This is a genomic window from Micromonospora palomenae, from assembly GCF_007829925.1.
GTDB classification, from domain to species: domain Bacteria; phylum Actinomycetota; class Actinomycetes; order Mycobacteriales; family Micromonosporaceae; genus Micromonospora; species Micromonospora purpureochromogenes.
In genome coordinates this window covers 687,223-704,468 of record NZ_VIXA01000001.1, presented here as the reverse complement: position 1 = coordinate 704,468, position 17,246 = coordinate 687,223, and the positions used below count along the sequence as shown (strand labels likewise).

Here is a 17,246-nt window from a genome sequence, read left to right as displayed (position 1 = left end):
CCCCACCCGCACAGAGCACCGGCGACGCGGCCTCACCCGATCGCGCCACCGGCGACGCGGGGACGCGCGGGCCGAGGCCCCGGCCCGCGCCGGACCGGTCGGCAGAGCCGCCGTCGGTTCCGCCCGGAACGGGTAACCACCGGTCGGCGGAGCCGCCGTTGGTTCCGCCCCGGAACGGGTAACCGGCCCGGATGCAGCCGGACAGCGTGGACGTCGACGAGCCGCTGGCGGTGGACGTACCCCCGGCTCCGCACGACGCGAGCGGCGAGCGGGTGCCGATCCGCGACCTGGCCGGGCTGGCCCCGCCGCCCCGGCCGGCGCGGCGGTGGACGCCCCGGCGGGTGGTGGCCACCCCCGCGGCGCTGGACCATCCGCACGGGCGGCGGATCGTCGGGCGGGTCGAGGCGCTGGGCATCGAGGTCGAGCGGTTGCGCGCGAACCGGTTGACCGGGCTGCGCGGGGAGACCGAGCGGGAGACGTACGCGCGGGCGAAGTCGACCCTGGCGATCGTGGTGAGCCCGCCGTCGCGCCGCCGGCTGCAACCGATCGCGCCCAGCGCGGACTGGCGGGTCGACCTGGCGGAGGGCTGCCCGGCGCACTGCCAGTACTGCTACCTGGCCGGGTCGCTCTCCGGTCCGCCGGTGACCCGGGTGTACGCGGACCTCGACGAGATCCTCGACGGCCTCGCCGAGTACGCCGGGCGGGGCACGGTGACCAGCCGGGACGCCCGGCGCGCCGAGGAGGGCACCACCTTCGAGGCGTCCTGCTACACCGATCCGCTGGCCCTGGAGCACCTGACCGGGAGCTGGCGGCGGGCGGTGGAGCACTTCGCCGGCTGGGACGCCCCGGTGCAGCTGCGTTGGACCACCAAGTACGACGACGTGGGGACCTTCGTCGGGCTGGCGCACGCGGGGCGTACGCGGGTGCGGTTCAGCGTGAACTGCCTGCCGGTGAGCACCCGCTTCGAGGGCGGTACGAGTCCGGTGCCGGCCCGGCTGGCCGCGCTGCGCCGGCTCGCGCTCGACGGCTACCCGGTGGGGCTGACCATCGCGCCGATCATCGCGCTGCCGGACTGGCGGACGCACTACGGCGAGCTGCTGGACCTGGTCGCCGCCGCGGTGGACGGGGTGCCGGGGCTGGACCTGACCGCGGAGCTGATCACGCACCGGTTCACCCCGGGCAGCCGCGAGGTGCTGCTCGGCTGGTACCCGCGCACCCGGCTGGAGATGGACGAGACGCGGCGCAGCCGCAAGCACGGGAAGTTCGGGGCGGTGAAGTTCGTCTACCCGCGCGAGACGATGACAGAGCTGCGCTCCTGGTTCACCGCCGAGCTGACCGCCCGGGTGCCGGCCTGCCGGATCCTCTACTGGACCTGACGGCCCGGCACCAGCGACGGCCCCGGCACGCCGGGCGACGGCGGTGGAACGGCCGGCGGCGGCGCGTAGCATCCACGCCCATGGCGCGGATCCGCTGTGACTTCTTCTCCGAGGCGCTGGGCATGGGGACGTCGATGACGGTGCTCCTGCCGGAGCGCACCTCGACGCAGATCGGCATGGCCGGCGCCGCCCCGGCCGGCGATCCGCCGGTGCTCTACCTGCTGCACGGCCTGACCGACGACGACACCATCTGGACCCGGCGCACCGCGATCGAGCGGTACGTCGCGCCGCTGGGCCTGGCCGTGGTGATGCCCCAGGCGGGGCGGAGCTTCTACGCCGACGAGGCACACGGCAACCGCTACTGGACGTTTCTCAGCGAGGAACTGCCGCAGGTGTGCCGGTCGTTCTTCCGGCTCTCCGAGCGCCGGGAGGACACCTTCGTCGCCGGCCTGTCGATGGGCGGGTACGGCGCGGTGAAGTGGGCGCTGCGCCGGCCGGACCGGTTCGCCGCCGCAGCCAGCCTCTCCGGGGCGCTGAACGTGGCCCACCGACGGGACCACCCGACCCGGCCGGTCGATCCGGCCGTGTGGCACACCGTCTGGGGTGACCGGGACGTGCCGGACGGCGACGACGACACGGTGGCGCTGCTCGGCCGGGCCGGCGCCGACCTGCCGGCGCTCTACGTCGCCTGCGGCACCGAGGACTTCCTCCACGAGGACAACGTGCGCTTCGTCGAGGCGGCACGGGCCCGGGACGTGCCGGTCACCGTGGACTTCTCCCCCGGCGACCACGACTGGGCGTACTGGGACGACAAGATCCGCGACGTGCTGGCCTGGCTGCCGCTGCCCGGCGCGGGACCGACCGGTGCCGAGGCCCCGCCGGCGGGCAGCGCCCGGCACTGAGCCGGGACGCCGCACCGGCGACGCGGGGCGGCAGGACGGTCACGCCCCGACGGAGCCGTCGATGCCCTCGCGGAGGAAGTCGGCGTGGCCGTTGTGCCGGGCGTACTCGTGGATCATGTGCAGCATCACCAGCCGCAGCGAGACGTCCTCACCCCACCGCGCCTGGTGCCCGGTGACGTCGAGCGACTCGGCCTCCCGCTCGATCCGGCGGGCGTGCTCCACCTCCCGCTGCCACACCTCGAACGCGTCCGCGCCGGTCGAGCCGGTCGGGTCGTACGCCTCCTGGAAGTCGCCGGTCGCCGACCAGATCAGCGGCACGTCCTCGGCGTCGATCACCCGCCGGAACCAGGTCCGCTCCACTTCGGCCATGTGCCGCAGCAGGCCGAGCAGGGTCAGCGTCGAGGGCGGCATGGATCGACGCCGCAGTTCCTCGTCGGACAGCCCCTGGCACTTCAGCACCAGGGTCGCCCGGTGGAAGTCGAGGAACGCGCGCAGCGTCTCCCGCTCCCCGGCGCGCAGCGGCGGGCCGATCCGGTCCATCTCCACAACGGCTCCTCGGACGCGGTCGACGGGCCGGCGGTGACCGGCCCGTCGAGGGTTGGCAGGGGTCGGCGGGAAAGCCTAGTCCCGGCGGATCGATCCGCCCGCGAAGGGATCATGGGAGGCCGCCCCTCCTCGAGGTGCGGCGCGTCCGCCGCCGCCGCGACCCGCGCGGCCCGCGGCATCCGCTGAGCCGACCGCGCCCGTCGAGACGACCCGGCCCGGGCTCAGCGCGGTCGCAGCGACGACACCGCCACCGGGAAGTCGAAGTACGTGTCCGGGTACGGCTCGTCGGCGTACCGGTAGTGCCACCACTCCCGGTCGTAGTTGACGAACCCGGCCTGCTCCATCAGCCGGCGCAGCAGCTGCCGGTTCTGGCGGGGCGTGCCGGTGACGCGCGGGTCGTCGGTGTGGGCCCGAGGGTCGAAGCAGTCGAAGCCGGTGCCCATGTCGACGCCGCCGTCGGCGAAGCGTTGACCGGCCGGCGCGGTGCAGGCCACCAGCGGCTGCCCCGGCCGGTACGTGGCCCCGGGCGACGCCGGCACCGGCTCCAGGGTCAGGTCGAGGGTGCTGCCGCTGCTGTGCGAGGTGGGCGAGCCGATGTAGCCGTCGTCGAAGAGCTTCGACTTGGCGACGTGGGGATAGAACTCGGCCTTCGTCTTCTCATCGGCGGGGTCCTTCGCCCAGCGGACGAAGTCGTCGGCCGCCCGCTGGGGTCGGTAGCAGTCGTACACCCGCAGGCTGCGGCCCTGGGCACGGGCGGCGGCCTGCACCCGGCGCAACGCCTCGGCCGCTTTGCGGGTGAGCAGGCAGAGCGGTTCGGGGTAGCCGTCGATCGGTCGGCCCACGAAGTTGTGCGCGGTGGCGTACCGGATGTCCACCGTGATGCTCGGGTCGACCTCGGAGAGCAGCACGAAGTCGGCCGGGGCGGGTGAGCCGCTCGGCGACGGTGTGACCGCGCTGGGCCGTGGTGCCGGGCCGGGTGGTCGCTGGCAGCCGGCGACCGCCGCCACCGCCAGCAGCAGGGCCAGCGCCCGGGCGACCCGCCGCACGCCGGACGGCGGCACCGCGCCGGGCCGCTCCCGGCACGCGGGTGTCACCGCGCGGGTGCGGGCCCGGGCGGGGATCACGCCCGGCGCCCCGCGGCCGCGCGTCGGCGACGCCGCCCGGCCAGCGCGCCGACGACCGTCGCCCCGAGCAGCAGCAGTGCCGCCCCGGCGAGCGGCCCGGGCTGCGCCCACCGGTGTCCGAGCGGGTCCACCCGCGTCGGTCCGCCCGCCGCGGCCAGCGGCGGTGGGGTGCCGGTGACCGTGGGCAGCGGCGAGGCCAGCTCACCGGGGCGTACCAGCCGGCCGACGGCGGCGGCGCGGGGCAGCGCGAAGCCCCAGTCCAGCAGCGCGGCGCCCTGCTCCCAGCCGCGCCGGTCGGTCGCCTCCGCGCCGAGCAGCGTCACCACCAGCCGCCGTCCGTTGCGCTCCGCGGCGCCGACATAGGTGTGCCGGGCCAGGTCGGTGTAGCCGGTCTTGCCGCCGAGCGCGCCCGGATAGCGGTAGAGCAGCTGGTTGTCGTTCTGAATCTGGAACGCCTTCTCCCGCAGCGCCGGCTGCGCGGGCACGACCGCCTCGCGGGTGGCGTCGTAGCGGCGGAAGTTGGCGTCGGCGAAGCAGGCCCGGGCGATCAGGGCCAGGTCGTAGGCGCTGGTGAACTGGCCGGGCCCGTCCAGCCCGGAGGGGGTCACCGCGTGGGTCTGCAACGCGCCCAGGCGGTGGGCCTCCGCGTTCATCGCCCGGATGCCGCCGGCCTGTCCGTCGGGCCCGCCGCCGAGCCGGGCGAGCGCGTTGGCCGCCTCGTTGCCGGACTTCAGCAGCAGCCCCAGCCAGATCGTTTCGATCCGGTAGCGACCGCCCTCGACCAGCCCCACCGCGGAGCTGCCCGGTTCGATGTCGAGGTCCCCGGCGGTGATGGTGACGACCTGCCGGGGGTCGAGTCGGGGCAGCATGGTGGCGGCGAGCAGCAGCTTCTGCACGCTCGCCGGGGTGGCGTACTCGTGGGGCCCGCAGCCGCCGAGCACCGCGCCGCTGTCCAGGTCCGCGACCAGCCAGGAGGTCGCCGGCACGGCCGGCGGTGCGGGCGACCCGGCCGGCGTCACCAGGCCCGGGGTGGCCAGGGCGGCCCCGCCGACGGCCCGCTGCGCCGGGTCCGCCCGGGGTGGCGCCGGCCGGGGCGGCCGGGACACCGAGGGCACGGGCGGGCACGGGCCGGTCGTGACGGCGCCGGTCCCGGTGGTGGCGGGGGCGGTACGGGCGGGGGCGGCCACGGCCGGGGTGCCCGCCGGCGACAGCAGGACGGCGGCGACGGCGGCGACGATCCGACTGGTGACTCTCACTCTGTCGCACGGTAGTGAGGCGCGGCGGTCCGCTCCCCGCTTCCGCGGAATCACCGCCGGCGGGCGGGGCCGGGCCGCTAGGATCCCGGCCCCGCCGCGTCCGGGTCAGTGCCGCCGGGCGACCTTGCAGATCTCCAGCGGCTGGGCGGGCGCGCCGTCGACCGGCGCCGGGTTCTCCGGGGTGGGTGCGATCCCGCCGGCGGCGATCCGGTCGAGCGTGGCGAGACCGGCCGCGTCGACCGAGCCGAAGACCGTGTAGTTGGGGCGCAGCGCCGAGTCGGCCTGCACCAGGAAGAACTGGCTGCCGTTGGTGTCCGGCCCGGCGTTGGCCATGGCGAGGGTGCCGCGGGCGTAGAGCCGGCGGACGCCGGTCGGGTCGGTCGGCGCCGGCGGCAGGTCGGTGGGCAGTTCGTCGGCGTACCGGTAGCCGGGGCCGCCCTCGCCGGTGCCGGACGGGTCACCGCACTGGAGCACCTTGAGCGTCGGGTACGCGGTCAGCCGGTGGCAGGGCGTGCGGTCGTAGAACCGGTGCCGGGCCAGGTGCAGGAAGCTCTGCACGGTGCACGGGGCCTGCTCCCGGTCCAGGGTCAGCCCGATCGGGCCCTGGTTGGTGCGCAGGGTGACCCGCACGGTGCCCCGGTCCGGCGTACGCCGGGGGTCCGGGGGCAACGGCACCGGCCGGGCCGCGGGCTCGTCGGGCGTCTCGGTGTACGCGCACGGTCCGTTGGTCGTCCGCGGCGGCGCGGACGCGTCGGTGCCCGGCGCGGCGACCGCGGCGGTGCCGCCGGCGACGACCAGCGCGGCCGAGGCCAGCGTCACGCCGGCGAGGCGGCGCAGCGTCGGGGCCACGGACAGCTGCGGCGGGGTGGCGGGCGGTCGGGGTTCGCTCGACACGTGGGGTCCTCCCTGGACTCGTGGTACCAGAAAGACCGGAGTCTATGGAGGTGTCGGCCGGTTGTCGACGCCGGTCAATCCCACTGGACCGCGCGCCGCCGGGGCCGGCGACGGCGTCGCCCGACCGCCAGCAGGGCGGCGAGCAGCCCGACCAGCCCCGCCGAGCCGCCGACCACCGCCCCGCCGAGCCACTCCGGGGCGCCACCGGACGACCGGCGGGCGGCCACGGCCGCCCCGGCGTCCGGGGCCGCCGACGGGGTCGCAGCGGCGCCGTCCTCGCTGACCTCCCCCGGCTCCACCAGCCGGCCGACCGAGGAGTCCGGCGGCAGCGAGAAGCCCCAGTCGAGCAGTCGGGCGCCCTGCTCCCAGGCCCGTACCGGCCGTCGTTCGGCGTTGAGCAGGGTGACCACCAGCCGCCGGCCGTTCCGCTCGGCCGCGCCGACGTAGGTGTGCCGGGCCAGGTCGGTGAAGCCGGTCTTGCCACCGAGCGCACCCGGGTAGTCGTAGATCAGCGGGTTCTCGTTCTGGATCTGGAAGCCGCGCTTGCGCAGGGCGGGCTGGGCGGGGATCTGGGCGCGTTCGGTCAGCGCGTACCGCCGGAAGGTGGGGTTGGCGAAGCAGACCCGGGCGATCAGCGCCAGGTCGTAGGCGCTGGTGAACTGGCCCGGGCCGTCCAGGCCGGACGGGGTCACCGCGTGGGTCTGCAACGCGCCCAGCCGGCGCGCCTCGGCGTTCATCTCCCGCACCCCGGCCTCCGTGCTGCCGGCGCCGAGCCGGGCCAGCAGGTTCGCCGCCTCGTTGCCGGACTGGAGCAGCAGCCCGAGCCAGACCGTCTCCACCGCGTACCGGCCGCCCACCAGCAGGCCCACCGCGGAGCTGCCGGGCTCGATGTCCAGGTCCTCGCGGGTCACCGTGGCCACCTGCTTCGGGTCCAGCTTCGGCAGCATGGTGGCGGCCAGCAGCAGTTTCTGCACGCTCGCCGGGGTGGCGTACTCGTGCGGGCCGCAGCCGCCGAGCACCGCGCCGCTGTCCAGGTCAGCGACCAGCCAGGAGGTCGCGGTGACCGGCGGCGGCGCCGGCGTGCCGGGCGGCACGACCAGGCCGGGGGTGGCCAGCGCCTCCCCGCCCACCGCGCGCTGCGCGGGCACCGGTTCCGGCGGGGTCGGGCGGGGCGGGCGGGTCACCGCCGGCGTCGGCAGCTTCGGGCAGGGCGCGGTCACGCCGGGAGCCAGGGCCGTCGGCGGCGCGGCGTCCGCCGGCACGGCGGTCCCGGTGCTGAGGAGTACGGCGACGGTGGCGGCGGCCAGGACCCGGGCTCTCATGGTCAGGCACCATACCGAGGCCGGCCGGCGGGCCCGGCACGCCTCACCCGGGCAGCCCGGAGCCGGCCAGCCCGATCTCGGCGAGGTAGTCGTACAGGGTGGCCGAGGCGCGCAGTCGCCGCAGGCTGCGCCGGTGCAGGTCCTGCTCGCGCCGGGCCAGCTCGGCGTGCACCCGTTGGGGCCGGCCGCTGGTGCGCATCTCGTCGAGGACCGCCGTCACGATCTCGAAGGGGTAGCCGCCCCGGCGCAGCAACGCGACGACCTGCGCGGCGCGCAGCTCCGCCGCGTCGTACAGCCGGTAGCTCGTGCCCGGTTCGCGCGCCGGCCGCAGCAGCCCCCGCTCCTCCCACAGCCGGAGCTGCGAGGTGCGGACGCCGACCAGGTCCGCGACCTCGCCGATCCGGGCGCCGCGCCGGGGCGCGGGCACCACGACCGGCGGGCTGACCACCACCGTCTCGAAGGCGCCCAGGACGCGGCGGATCTCGGTCCGCTCGCGGTCCAGTTCGGCGTGGCCGGCGTCCAGCGCCGTCAGCGCCGCCGCCAGGTCGCCCCGGTGGACCGCGAGCATCACCTCCCGGGTACGCGCCCAGCCGTGCCCCTCGGCCATCCGGCGCAGCACGGCGAGCGCGCGCACGTGCGCGACGGTGAACACCCGGTAGCCGCTCGGGGTGCGCTCGACCGGTGGCAGGACCCCCTCGTCGAGATAGTTGCGCACCTGCTGGGTGGAGATCCCGGCGGTGGCCGCGACGTCGACCACCCGCAACCGCCCGTCCTTCACCGGGTCACCCTATCGCCTGCCACGTCGTTTGAGACTTTCCCTCCCACATCGCACTGCGCTGCTCGGCGGGTTGGCACCGGACTTTACATAGGAACATCAATGAGACGATCGAACCCATGCAGCAGCCAGCGCGGAACGCCGCCGACAGCCACGACGTCATCGAGGTACGAGGTGCCCGGGAGAACAACCTCATCGGGGTCTCGGTCGACATCCCCAAGCGCCGACTCACCGTCTTCACCGGGGTCTCCGGATCCGGGAAGTCGTCCCTGGTCTTCGGCACCATCGCCGCCGAGTCGCAGCGCCTGATCAACGAGACGTACAGCGCCTTCCTGCAGAGCTTCATGCCGAGCCTGAGCCGGCCGGACGTGGACGCGCTGCGCAACCTGAGCGCGGCGATCGTCGTCGACCAGGAGCGGATGGGCGCCAACTCCCGCTCGACGGTCGGCACGGCGACCGACGCGTACGCGATGCTGCGGATCGTGTTCAGCCGGCTCGGGCAGCCGCACGTCGGGCCGGCCGGCGCGTTCAGCTTCAACCTCCCCGAGGGGATGTGCCCGACCTGCGAGGGGCTGGGCCGGGTCTCCGACCTCGACGTGCACGCGATGGTCGACGTGGAGCGGTCGCTCAACGACGGCGCGATCCTGGTGCCGAACTTCGCCGTCGACTCCTGGTACTGGCAGACCATCGTCGGCTCCGGCCTCTTCGACCCCGACGCCAAGCTGCAGGACTACAGCGCGCAGCAGTGGCAGGACTTCCTGCACAAGCCGGCCACGAAGATCAAGGTGGGCAGCAACAACTGGACGTACGAGGGGCTGGCGGTGAAGGTGCGCCGGATCTACCTGACCAAGGACCGCGAGTCGATGCAACCGCACATCCGGGCGTTCGTGGACCGGGCGGTCACCTTCACCACCTGCGCCGACTGCGGCGGCGCCCGGCTCAACCCGGCGGCGCTCTCCTCGCGGATCGCCGGGCGCAACATCGCCGAGTGCTCCGCCATGCAGATCAGCGACCTCGCGGAGTTCATCCGCGCCGTGGACGACCCGTCGGTGGCTCCGCTGGTGGCCACGCTGCGCGAGACGCTGGACTCGCTGGTGGAGATCGGCCTCGGCTACCTCAGCCTCGACCGGGAGTCGGCGACCCTCTCCGGGGGCGAGGCGCAGCGGGTCAAGATGGTCCGGCACCTGGGCTCCAGCCTCTCCGACGTGACGTACGTCTTCGACGAGCCGACCGTCGGGCTGCACCCGCACGACATCGCCCGGATGAACGACCTGCTGCTGCGCCTGCGCGACAAGGGCAACACGGTGCTGGTCGTGGAGCACAAGCCGGAGACCATCGCGATCGCCGACCACGTCGTCGACCTCGGGCCCGGCGCCGGGGCGGCCGGCGGCCGCATCTGCTACACCGGCGACGTCGCCGGCCTGCGCCGCTCCGACACCCTCACCGGGCGCCACCTCGACCACCGGGTCACCCTGCGCGACCCGGTACGCCGTCCGACCGGGCAGCTGCCGATCCGCGGCGCCGACCTGCACAACCTGCGCGACGTCGACGTCGACATCCCGCTCGGGGTGCTCACCGTGGTCACCGGGGTCGCCGGCTCGGGCAAGAGCTCGCTGATCCACGGCTCGCTGCCGCGCCGCGGCGGGGTGGTCGTGGTGGACCAGTCCCCCATCCGCGGTTCCCGACGCAGCAACCCGGCCACCTACACCGGGCTGCTCGACCCGATCCGCACCGCCTTCGCCAAGGCCAACGGGGTCAAGGCGGCCCTGTTCAGCGCCAACTCCGAGGGCGCCTGCCCGACCTGCAAGGGCATCGGGCTGGTCTACACCGACCTGGCGATGATGGCCGGCGTCGCCTCGGTGTGCGAGAGCTGCGAGGGGCGCCGCTACACCGACGAGGTGCTGACGTACACGCTGCGCGGGAAGAACATCAGCGACGTCCTCGCGATGTCGGTCACCGAGGCCCGGGAGTTCTTCCCCGGCGGCCAGGCCCGCGCCGTGCTGGACCGGCTGGCCGACGTCGGCCTGGGCTACCTCAGCCTCGGTCAGCCGCTGACCACCCTCTCCGGGGGCGAGCGGCAGCGGTTGAAGCTGGCCATCCGCATGGCGGAGAAGTCGAGCACGTACGTGCTGGACGAGCCCACCACCGGCCTGCACCTGGCCGACGTCGACCAGCTGCTGGCCCTGCTGGACCGGCTCGTCGACGACGGCAACACGGTGATCGTCATCGAGCACCACCAGGCGGTGATGGCGCACGCCGACTGGATCATCGACCTCGGCCCCGGGGCCGGGCACGACGGCGGCCGGATCGTGTTCACCGGCACCCCCGCCGAGCTGGTCGCGCAGGGCGACACCCTCACCGCTCGCCACCTGCGCGAGTACGTCGGCGGGTAGCGCCGCGGCCGGACCGGCTCAGCCGGTGGTCACCGACTCCTCGGCGCCGGCCCGGTCCCGCCACCGCTGCACGACCAGCACCACCGGGCCGACCATCAGCATGGACAGCGCGGCGGTCACCAGGAAGACGTCCAGGAAGAGCGTCGCCAGCACGCTGAGCACCGCCAGCGAGAGGGTGAGCCGTCCGAGGTGGCCGGGGGTGGGCAGCGGGCGGCGGTGCGTACCCCGGTAGTGGGAGTCGGCTGCGGCCATGGTGGTACCTGCCTTGCGTGGAGAGCGACCAGGGACGGCGACCGTCGCCCGTCGCCGGCCCTGGTGCCGCGCCGACCGGCGGCGCGGCTGATCATCGTGGCCGGGTTGTACCCGCCCTGAGCTGCGGGAACCGCCGAGGTAACCAGTACCACAGCCGGTGCACCGCCCGCCGGGTCACGCGCCGACGTCATCCAGCCGGCGCAGCCAGCGCCGCTGCCAGGGGGTCTCCACCGCCCGCGGGTGGTACCGCTCGCGTACCCAGCCCACCGCCCCGTCCGGCGGAAGGCCGTCCAGAATCGCCAGGGCGGCCAGCGCCGTCCCGGTCCGGCCGACGCCGCCCCGGCACGCCACCTCGACCCGCGCGCCGTCGTGCGCCCGGCGCAGGGCCTCGGCCAGCGCGTCGAGGGCGTCGGCGCGGTCGAGCGGCAACCAGAAGTCGGGCCACCGGATCCGGCGGTGCGGCCAGGCCGGTGCCGGGCCCGGGGCCAGGAGCAGGGCGAAGTCGGCGGGCGAGGCGGGATCGCCGACGCGGCGACCGCGCACGGTCGCGCCGCTGGGCAGTACGACCACCCCGGTCGTCTCGGACCAGTCCACCCGGTGATTGTGCCGCCCGGGCGTACGAAACAGCGCCGCCCCCGGCCCTGGTGGGTCGGGGGCGGCGCTGGGGTGTCGGTGTGCAGGTCGCCTCTCGGCGAGTGGCACATCGCGGCTCCAGCCGAACGGTATTCCGCGAAGGCAATTTAGGTGAGGCCCGGGGACACTGGACACACCGACACCTGACTCAACAGGCTACCCGGTCCGGGTCTTCCACCGGCTCTGGTGACGCGTGCCACTGCTTGCTGTTGCTTTCGTGGGTTGCGGTGGTCGGTGGGTGGGGTGTGGCCCGCCGTGCCCGGCTCCGGGCGGTCAGGCTTGATCCCTGCGCCGGGCACGGCGGGCCACACCCCCGTCGCGGGCAACCTCCGCCCGGGCCTCGCCGCCCCAAACCCCACACCCCCTCCTCGTTGATCATGAGGTTAGCGGCGGAGCTGATCTCCCCACCACTGTCAACCTCATGATCAACCCGAGGTGTTCGCCGGTGAGGATCGGGTGCGGACACGCCGCTGGCCGGCACACCCCGTTCGGGGGTGCCGGCCAGCGCGTCGTTCACGTGTCAGCTGTTCCAGTGCTCGGCGACCAGGTCGGCAGCCTGCCGCTCCCACTGGGCGTAGTGGAACGGGTAGGCCGACACCTGCACGGTCTGCGCGGCCTCGGTCAGCGGCATGTCCTTCCAACCGTCGACCTGCTTCAGACCCTTCAGGAACGCCATCGTCGAGTACTCCGGGTCGGTGATCTGCTCAACGGTGCCCCAACCCGACGACGGACGCTGCTGGAACAGGCCCTGCGAGTCGTGGTCGTTGCGCTCACCCAGGTGACCCAGGTTCTCCAGCTTCGACTCCTGCAGGCTGGTCGCGATGGCCACCACGGCGGCCCGCTCGTCCATGCCCGACTTCTTCGTCGCGGCGATGATCGCCTTCACGTTGGCGGTCTGCTCGTCGCCCAGGTCGATGCGCGACTGCTTGCCCTGCACGCCGTGCGGGATCAGCTTGCTCTTGTCCACACCGGGCTTGTCCGCCTGCACCACCGCAACCGGCTTGGCGTCGACCGGGTTGGCGTGGGCCTCGGTCACGGGGCCGGCGAAGACGCCACCGGCGAAAGCCAGACCAGCAATACCCAGAACGCTCTTACGCAGAATGGTGGTGTTCATCAGAGTGGCTCCATTCGGGGGTTGGCGACGTGTCCAAGGGGGGTCGGACACGCGCAAGCACCACGACGGCGCTCAAAGAACTCAGGGGAAAGTCTCTGCCCGGCAGGCTTCGCGAGCGGGGGGCTCACGGCGCCGGGTCCATGTGTAACGACCGGCGGCCCACCATCATTCCGGGGGCCCGCATCCCGGGCCGGTCACGCGTTCGGGCCAGGCCAGCGGGGGTGCTGCGGTCGTGCAGGTGATGTAACGACCCCGGGCCCGCCATCATTCCGGCGCCCCACACCGCGGGCGACCTACGCCCCACACCGCGGGCGACCCAAGCGTTCGGGCCAGGCCAGCAGGGTGCTGCTGCGATCGTCCAGGTGATGTAACGACACCGGCCCGGCCACCATTCCACCGCCAGGGTGCCGCCGGTCACGGGACGGCTCGGCACTGGCTGGCCCAGACCCGGACATCCAGGCACGCCCTGCGGACCCGGTAACCGGACATCCGGCACGCCGAGGTCAATCCGGCGCGCGACATCCGGGCACGCTGATCCGGCCGGAACCGGCCATCCCGGCACGGCGAGCGGCCGGGCGGCGCGGGCCGTGCGGGGTGGGCGGGTCAGGAGGTGCGGGCGCGGACCTTGGCGGCGCACTCGGCGACCACCGACCGGGCGTCCAGGCCGAGGCTCTCGATGGCGACCAGCGCGGTGAAGACCACGTCGGCGAGTTCGGCGGCGACGTCCTCGCGGGTGTGGGTGACCCCCTTGCGCGGGTTCTGGCCGAGCACGCCGATCCAGGCGCCGGCCGCCTCGCCGGCCTCCTCGGTGAGCTTGAGGATGCGGCAGGTCAGCTCCGCCTGCCCGGTGCCGTTGGCGGCGTCCAGCCAGCCCCGCGAGGCCCGTACGGCGTTCCAGATCGACTCGTCCATCGGATCAGTGAACCGGACAGGGGTGACGATCCGTATCCGGGGACGGTCGGCGGGATGACGCCGGCCCGGTGGTGGCGACGAGGCCGCCAACTGGACCGGAAGGGACGTGCGGTGTGATGCCGGAGGCCGTCGAGTCGGTGTTCGCCAGTGTGGTCAGCCGGAACCCGGGCGAACCGGAGTTCCACCAGGCGGTACGGGAGGTGCTGGAGAGCATCGGCCCCGCCCTGGCCCGTCACCCCGAGTACGCGCGGGCGCGGATCATCGAGCGGATCTGCGAGCCGGAGCGGCAGATCATCTTCCGGGTGCCGTGGGAGGACGACCACGGCCGGGTCCGGGTCAACCGGGGATTCCGGGTGGAGTTCAACAGCGCGCTCGGCCCGTTCAAGGGTGGCCTGCGCTTCCACCCGTCGGTCTACCTGGGGATCGTCAAGTTCCTCGGGTTCGAGCAGATCTTCAAGAACGCGCTGACCGGCCTGCCGATCGGCGGCGGCAAGGGCGGCGCGGACTTCGACCCGAAGGGCCGCTCGGACCGCGAGGTGATGCGCTTCTGTCAGAGCTTCATGACGGAGCTGTACCGGCACATCGGCGAGCAGACCGATGTGCCCGCCGGGGACATCGGGGTGGGCAGCCGGGAGATCGGCTACCTGTTCGGGCAGTACAAACGGATCACCAACCGGTACGAGTCGGGGGTGCTGACCGGCAAGGGCCTGTCGTACGGGGGCGCGCAGGTGCGCACCGAGGCGACCGGGTACGGCGCGGTGTTCTTCGCCGAGGAGATGCTCGCGCAGACCGGGGACAGCCTGGACGGCAAGCGGGTGGTCGTCTCCGGGTCGGGCAACGTGGCGACGTACGCGATCGAGAAGGTGCACCAGCTCGGCGGGACGGTGGTGGCCTGCTCCGACTCGGACGGCTACGTGCTGGACGAGAAGGGCATCGACCTGGACCTGCTGCGGGAGTTGAAGGAGCAGCGCCGGGTCCGGCTGGACGACTACGTGCGGCACGTGCCGCACGCGGTGGCGGTCTCCGGCCGTACCGTCTGGGAGGTGCCCTGCGACCTGGCCCTGCCCTGCGCGACGCAGAACGAGATCGGCGGCGCGGAGGCCGCGGCGCTGGTCGCCGGCGGCTGCGTGGCGGTGGTCGAGGGGGCGAACATGCCGACCACCCCGGAGGCGGTGCGCATCCTCGGCCGGGCCGGGGTGAGGTTCGCCCCGGGCAAGGCGGCCAACGCCGGGGGCGTGGCGGTGAGCGCGCTGGAGATGCAGCAGAACGCCAGCCGGGACTCGTGGACGTTCGCCCAGTCGGAGCAGCGGTTGCGGGAGACCATGCGGGACATCCACGCCCGCTGCTGGGCCACCGCCGAGGAGTACGGCCTGCCGGGCGACTACGTGGCCGGCGCCAACATCAACGGCTTCCGCCGGGTCGCCGAGGCGATGCTCGCGCACGGCCTGGTCTGAGCCGATCGCGTTGACCGGACGGTCAGTCCACATCGGCTGACCGTTCGGTCAGGAGGGCATTGACAGCGTTCGACGGCGGGGCCTAGCTTCAGGGCGCTACCGGTCGGTAGGCACCGTCCCGCCTGGCCGCCCGCACACTGGGGCGGCACCGTCCCCGGGGGAGCATCGATGCTGTCCTCATCCACCCGACTCGTCCGCCGCCTGCTCGCCGCCGGCGCCACCCTCGCCCTGACCGTCGGGCTGGCCGGCGCGGCGCCCGCCGTCGCCGCCGACCGTGACGGCGACGGCTCCCAGCCACTGCCCGGCTACACCATCAGCAACCCGCCGCTCGCGCCGCTCGACGTGCGGGGCACCCCGTCGACCGTCCGGCAGGGCGTGCACCGGCACGCCGGCTACATCATCGAGATCCCGCCGACGTGGAACGGCGAGCTGGTCATGTGGGCGCACGGCTACCGGGGCCAGACCACCGTGCTCTCCCCAGAGACCCCCAACTACGGCCTGCGGCAACGCCTGCTGGACCAGGGGTACGCCTGGGCGGCGTCGTCGTACACCACCAACGGCTTCGACATCCGCTCCGGCGTGGTCAGCACCCGGGAACTGGCCGACCTCTTCGCCGGCACCGTGCGACGGCCACACCGGACGTATATCACCGGGGTGTCGATGGGCGGCTACATCATCGGCCGCTCGCTGGAGCAGTACCCCGGCTACTACGACGGGGCGCTGCCGATGTGCGGCGTCCTGGGCGACCACCAGCTGCTCGACTTCTTCCTCGACTACAACCTGGTCGCGCAGGCCCTCGCCGGGGTGCGCGCCTACCCCACGCCGCCGGACTACCTGACCAACGCGGTGCCGCGGATCCAGGTCGCGCTCGGCCTCGCCGGGCTCACCCCGACCGGGCCGGACACCACCAACGAGCGCGGCAAGCAGTTCCGGGAGATCGTCATCAACCGTTCCGGCGGCCCGCGCCCGGGCGCGGATCGGGCCTTCGCGGTCTGGAAGGACTTCCTCTTCGGGATCAGCACCACCAACGGTGGCGACTCCCCCGCGCAGCGGCCGGGGCAGCTCGCCACCAACCTGCTCACCCGCTACAGCCCGAACACGCCGGTGAACGTCAACGCCGCCGTCCAGCGGGTCGCGCCGGAGAACGTCTGGCAGCGGCTCTCCCCCACGCTGACCGAGGTGCCGCGGATCGCCGGGCGCCCCACCGCCCCGGTGCTCAGCCTGCACGACCTGGGTGACCTGTTCGTGCCGTTCTCGATGGAGCAGGCGTACGCCCGGGACGCGGCGTGGCACGGCCGCAGCCGGCTGGTCGTGCAGCGGGCCATCCGGGCCAGCCAGCACTGCGAGTTCACCCCGGCCGAGGCCGGCGCCGCCTGGGACGACCTGGTGTCCTGGGTACGCACCGGCGCCCGACCCGGCGGTGATGCGGTTGCCGACCCGAAGGCGGTCGCGGCGGCGGACTTCGGCTGCCGGTTCAGCGACCGGGCCGCGTACGCCGCCAGCGTGGGCACCCGTCGGCTCTACTCCGCGTGCCCCTGACCGGACCCGGACACGCCGCTGGCCGGCACCCCGCTCGGGGGTGCCGGCCAGCGTGTCGTTCACGTGTCAGCTGTTCCAGTGCTCGGCGACCAGGTCGGCAGCCTGCCGCTCCCACTGGGCGTAGTGGAACGGGTAGGCCGACACCTGCACGGTCTGCGCGGCCTCGGTCAGCGGCATGTCCTTCCAACCGTCGACCTGCTTCAGACCCTTCAGGAACGCCATCGTCGAGTACTCCGGGTCGGTGATCTGCTCAACGGTGCCCCAACCCGACGACGGACGCTGCTGGAACAGGCCCTGCGAGTCGTGGTCGTTGCGCTCACCCAGGTGACCCAGGTTCTCCAGCTTCGACTCCTGCAGGCTGGTCGCGATGGCCACCACGGCGGCCCGCTCGTCCATCCCCGACTTCTTCGTCGCGGCGATGATCGCCTTCACGTTGGCGGTCTGCTCGTCGCCCAGGTCGATGCGCGACTGCTTGCCCTGCACACCGTGCGGGATCAGCTTGCCCTTGTCCACGGCCGGCTTGTCCGCCCGCACCGCGACGGCGGCGGCCCGGGTGTCGACCGTGTCGGTGGTGCCGTGGTTCAGCGGACCGGCGGCGAGACCACCGGCGACGGCCAGACCAGCGATACCGAGAACGCTCTTCCGCATCATCGTGTTCATGGAGTAGCTCCTTCGGGGGTTGGCGCCACGACTCGACGGGGATCGAGCACGGGCGCAAGCACCACGACAGGGCGCTCAAAAGACCACAAGGGGG

The 17,246-nt window shown here is 73.8% G+C and carries 16 protein-coding genes; 5 read left to right on the top strand and 11 right to left on the bottom strand.

All coding sequences use genetic code 11. From position 1 onward, the window contains the following. Positions 1-191 precede the first annotated feature (191 nt). Both FHX75_RS03175 and FHX75_RS03170 read left to right on the top strand, forming a co-directional pair. On the top strand, positions 192-1,376 hold the full coding sequence (locus tag FHX75_RS03175; protein WP_211364304.1) for an SPL family radical SAM protein: 1,185 nt from the start codon (positions 192-194) through the stop codon (positions 1,374-1,376). Between the two features lie 80 nt (positions 1,377-1,456). Next, on the top strand, positions 1,457-2,278 hold the full coding sequence (locus FHX75_RS03170) for an alpha/beta hydrolase (RefSeq protein ID WP_154936579.1): 822 nt from the start codon (positions 1,457-1,459) through the stop codon (positions 2,276-2,278). Positions 2,279-2,317: 39 nt separating this feature from the next. Here the strand turns inward: FHX75_RS03170 and FHX75_RS03165 are convergent, their stop codons facing one another. The 6 genes from FHX75_RS03165 to FHX75_RS03140 all read right to left on the bottom strand — a co-directional run bounded on the left by FHX75_RS03165 (position 2,318) and on the right by FHX75_RS03140 (position 8,198). Beyond that, positions 2,318-2,818 (bottom strand): DinB family protein, encoded by a 501-nt coding sequence (locus FHX75_RS03165; protein ID WP_246157848.1) that lies wholly within the window; start codon positions 2,816-2,818, stop codon positions 2,318-2,320. A 227-nt stretch (positions 2,819-3,045) separates the two neighbouring features. Next, entirely contained in the window at positions 3,046-3,948 is a 903-nt protein-coding gene (locus FHX75_RS03160) for a M15 family metallopeptidase (protein ID WP_425463467.1), read from the bottom strand. Continuing rightward, positions 3,945-5,204 carry a D-alanyl-D-alanine carboxypeptidase family protein gene (locus tag FHX75_RS03155; protein WP_246157574.1) on the bottom strand — a complete coding sequence of 420 codons (1,260 nt, stop codon included), beginning with the start codon at positions 5,202-5,204 and terminating at the stop codon, positions 3,945-3,947. Before FHX75_RS03155 ends, FHX75_RS03160 begins: the two co-directional genes overlap by 4 nt. A 105-nt stretch (positions 5,205-5,309) precedes the next feature. Further along, on the bottom strand, positions 5,310-6,098 hold the full coding sequence (locus FHX75_RS03150; protein ID WP_246157572.1) for a peptidylprolyl isomerase: 789 nt from the start codon (positions 6,096-6,098) through the stop codon (positions 5,310-5,312). A gap of 74 nt (positions 6,099-6,172) precedes the next feature. Next, positions 6,173-7,420, bottom strand: coding sequence for a D-alanyl-D-alanine carboxypeptidase family protein (locus FHX75_RS03145; RefSeq protein WP_154936577.1), 1,248 nt, complete (start codon positions 7,418-7,420; stop codon positions 6,173-6,175). A gap of 43 nt (positions 7,421-7,463) precedes the next feature. Beyond that, complete coding sequence (locus FHX75_RS03140) at positions 7,464-8,198, bottom strand: MerR family transcriptional regulator (protein ID WP_154936576.1); 735 nt, start codon at positions 8,196-8,198, stop codon at positions 7,464-7,466. Positions 8,199-8,314: 116 nt separating this feature from the next. Here FHX75_RS03140 and FHX75_RS03135 point away from each other — a divergent pair, with 116 nt between their 5' ends. Then, positions 8,315-10,588 (top strand): ATP-binding cassette domain-containing protein, encoded by a 2,274-nt coding sequence (locus tag FHX75_RS03135; RefSeq protein ID WP_154936575.1) that lies wholly within the window; start codon positions 8,315-8,317, stop codon positions 10,586-10,588. An 18-nt stretch (positions 10,589-10,606) separates the two neighbouring features. Here the strand turns inward: FHX75_RS03135 and FHX75_RS03130 are convergent, their stop codons facing one another. The 4 genes from FHX75_RS03130 to FHX75_RS03115 form a co-directional block, all read right to left on the bottom strand. Further along, entirely contained in the window at positions 10,607-10,840 is a 234-nt protein-coding gene (locus FHX75_RS03130; RefSeq protein WP_154936574.1) for a hypothetical protein, read from the bottom strand. Between the two features lie 174 nt (positions 10,841-11,014). Further along, the gene (locus FHX75_RS03125) at positions 11,015-11,434 is read right to left on the bottom strand and encodes a protein-tyrosine phosphatase family protein (RefSeq protein ID WP_154936573.1); all 420 of its coding nucleotides are present in this window, start codon (positions 11,432-11,434) and stop codon (positions 11,015-11,017) included. Positions 11,435-11,993: 559 nt separating this feature from the next. After that, positions 11,994-12,587, bottom strand: a complete 594-nt coding sequence (locus FHX75_RS03120) for a hypothetical protein (RefSeq protein WP_154936572.1) — start codon at positions 12,585-12,587, stop codon at positions 11,994-11,996. Between the two features lie 603 nt (positions 12,588-13,190). Continuing rightward, positions 13,191-13,499 carry a MazG-like family protein gene (locus FHX75_RS03115; RefSeq protein ID WP_088961804.1) on the bottom strand — a complete coding sequence of 103 codons (309 nt, stop codon included), beginning with the start codon at positions 13,497-13,499 and terminating at the stop codon, positions 13,191-13,193. A gap of 116 nt (positions 13,500-13,615) precedes the next feature. On the opposite strand from FHX75_RS03115, the gene gdhA reads away from it, so the two are divergent. Next, positions 13,616-14,953 carry an NADP-specific glutamate dehydrogenase gene (gene gdhA / locus FHX75_RS03110; protein ID WP_154936571.1) on the top strand — a complete coding sequence of 446 codons (1,338 nt, stop codon included), beginning with the start codon at positions 13,616-13,618 and terminating at the stop codon, positions 14,951-14,953. A gap of 168 nt (positions 14,954-15,121) precedes the next feature. Next, positions 15,122-16,492 carry an alpha/beta hydrolase family protein gene (locus FHX75_RS03105; protein ID WP_154936570.1) on the top strand — a complete coding sequence of 457 codons (1,371 nt, stop codon included), beginning with the start codon at positions 15,122-15,124 and terminating at the stop codon, positions 16,490-16,492. A 66-nt stretch (positions 16,493-16,558) separates the two neighbouring features. On the opposite strand, the gene FHX75_RS03100 is transcribed toward FHX75_RS03105, so the two are convergent. Next, positions 16,559-17,152: a hypothetical protein gene (locus tag FHX75_RS03100; protein WP_154936569.1), complete on the bottom strand. Its 594-nt coding sequence runs from the start codon at positions 17,150-17,152 to the stop codon at positions 16,559-16,561. Positions 17,153-17,246 lie beyond the last annotated feature (94 nt).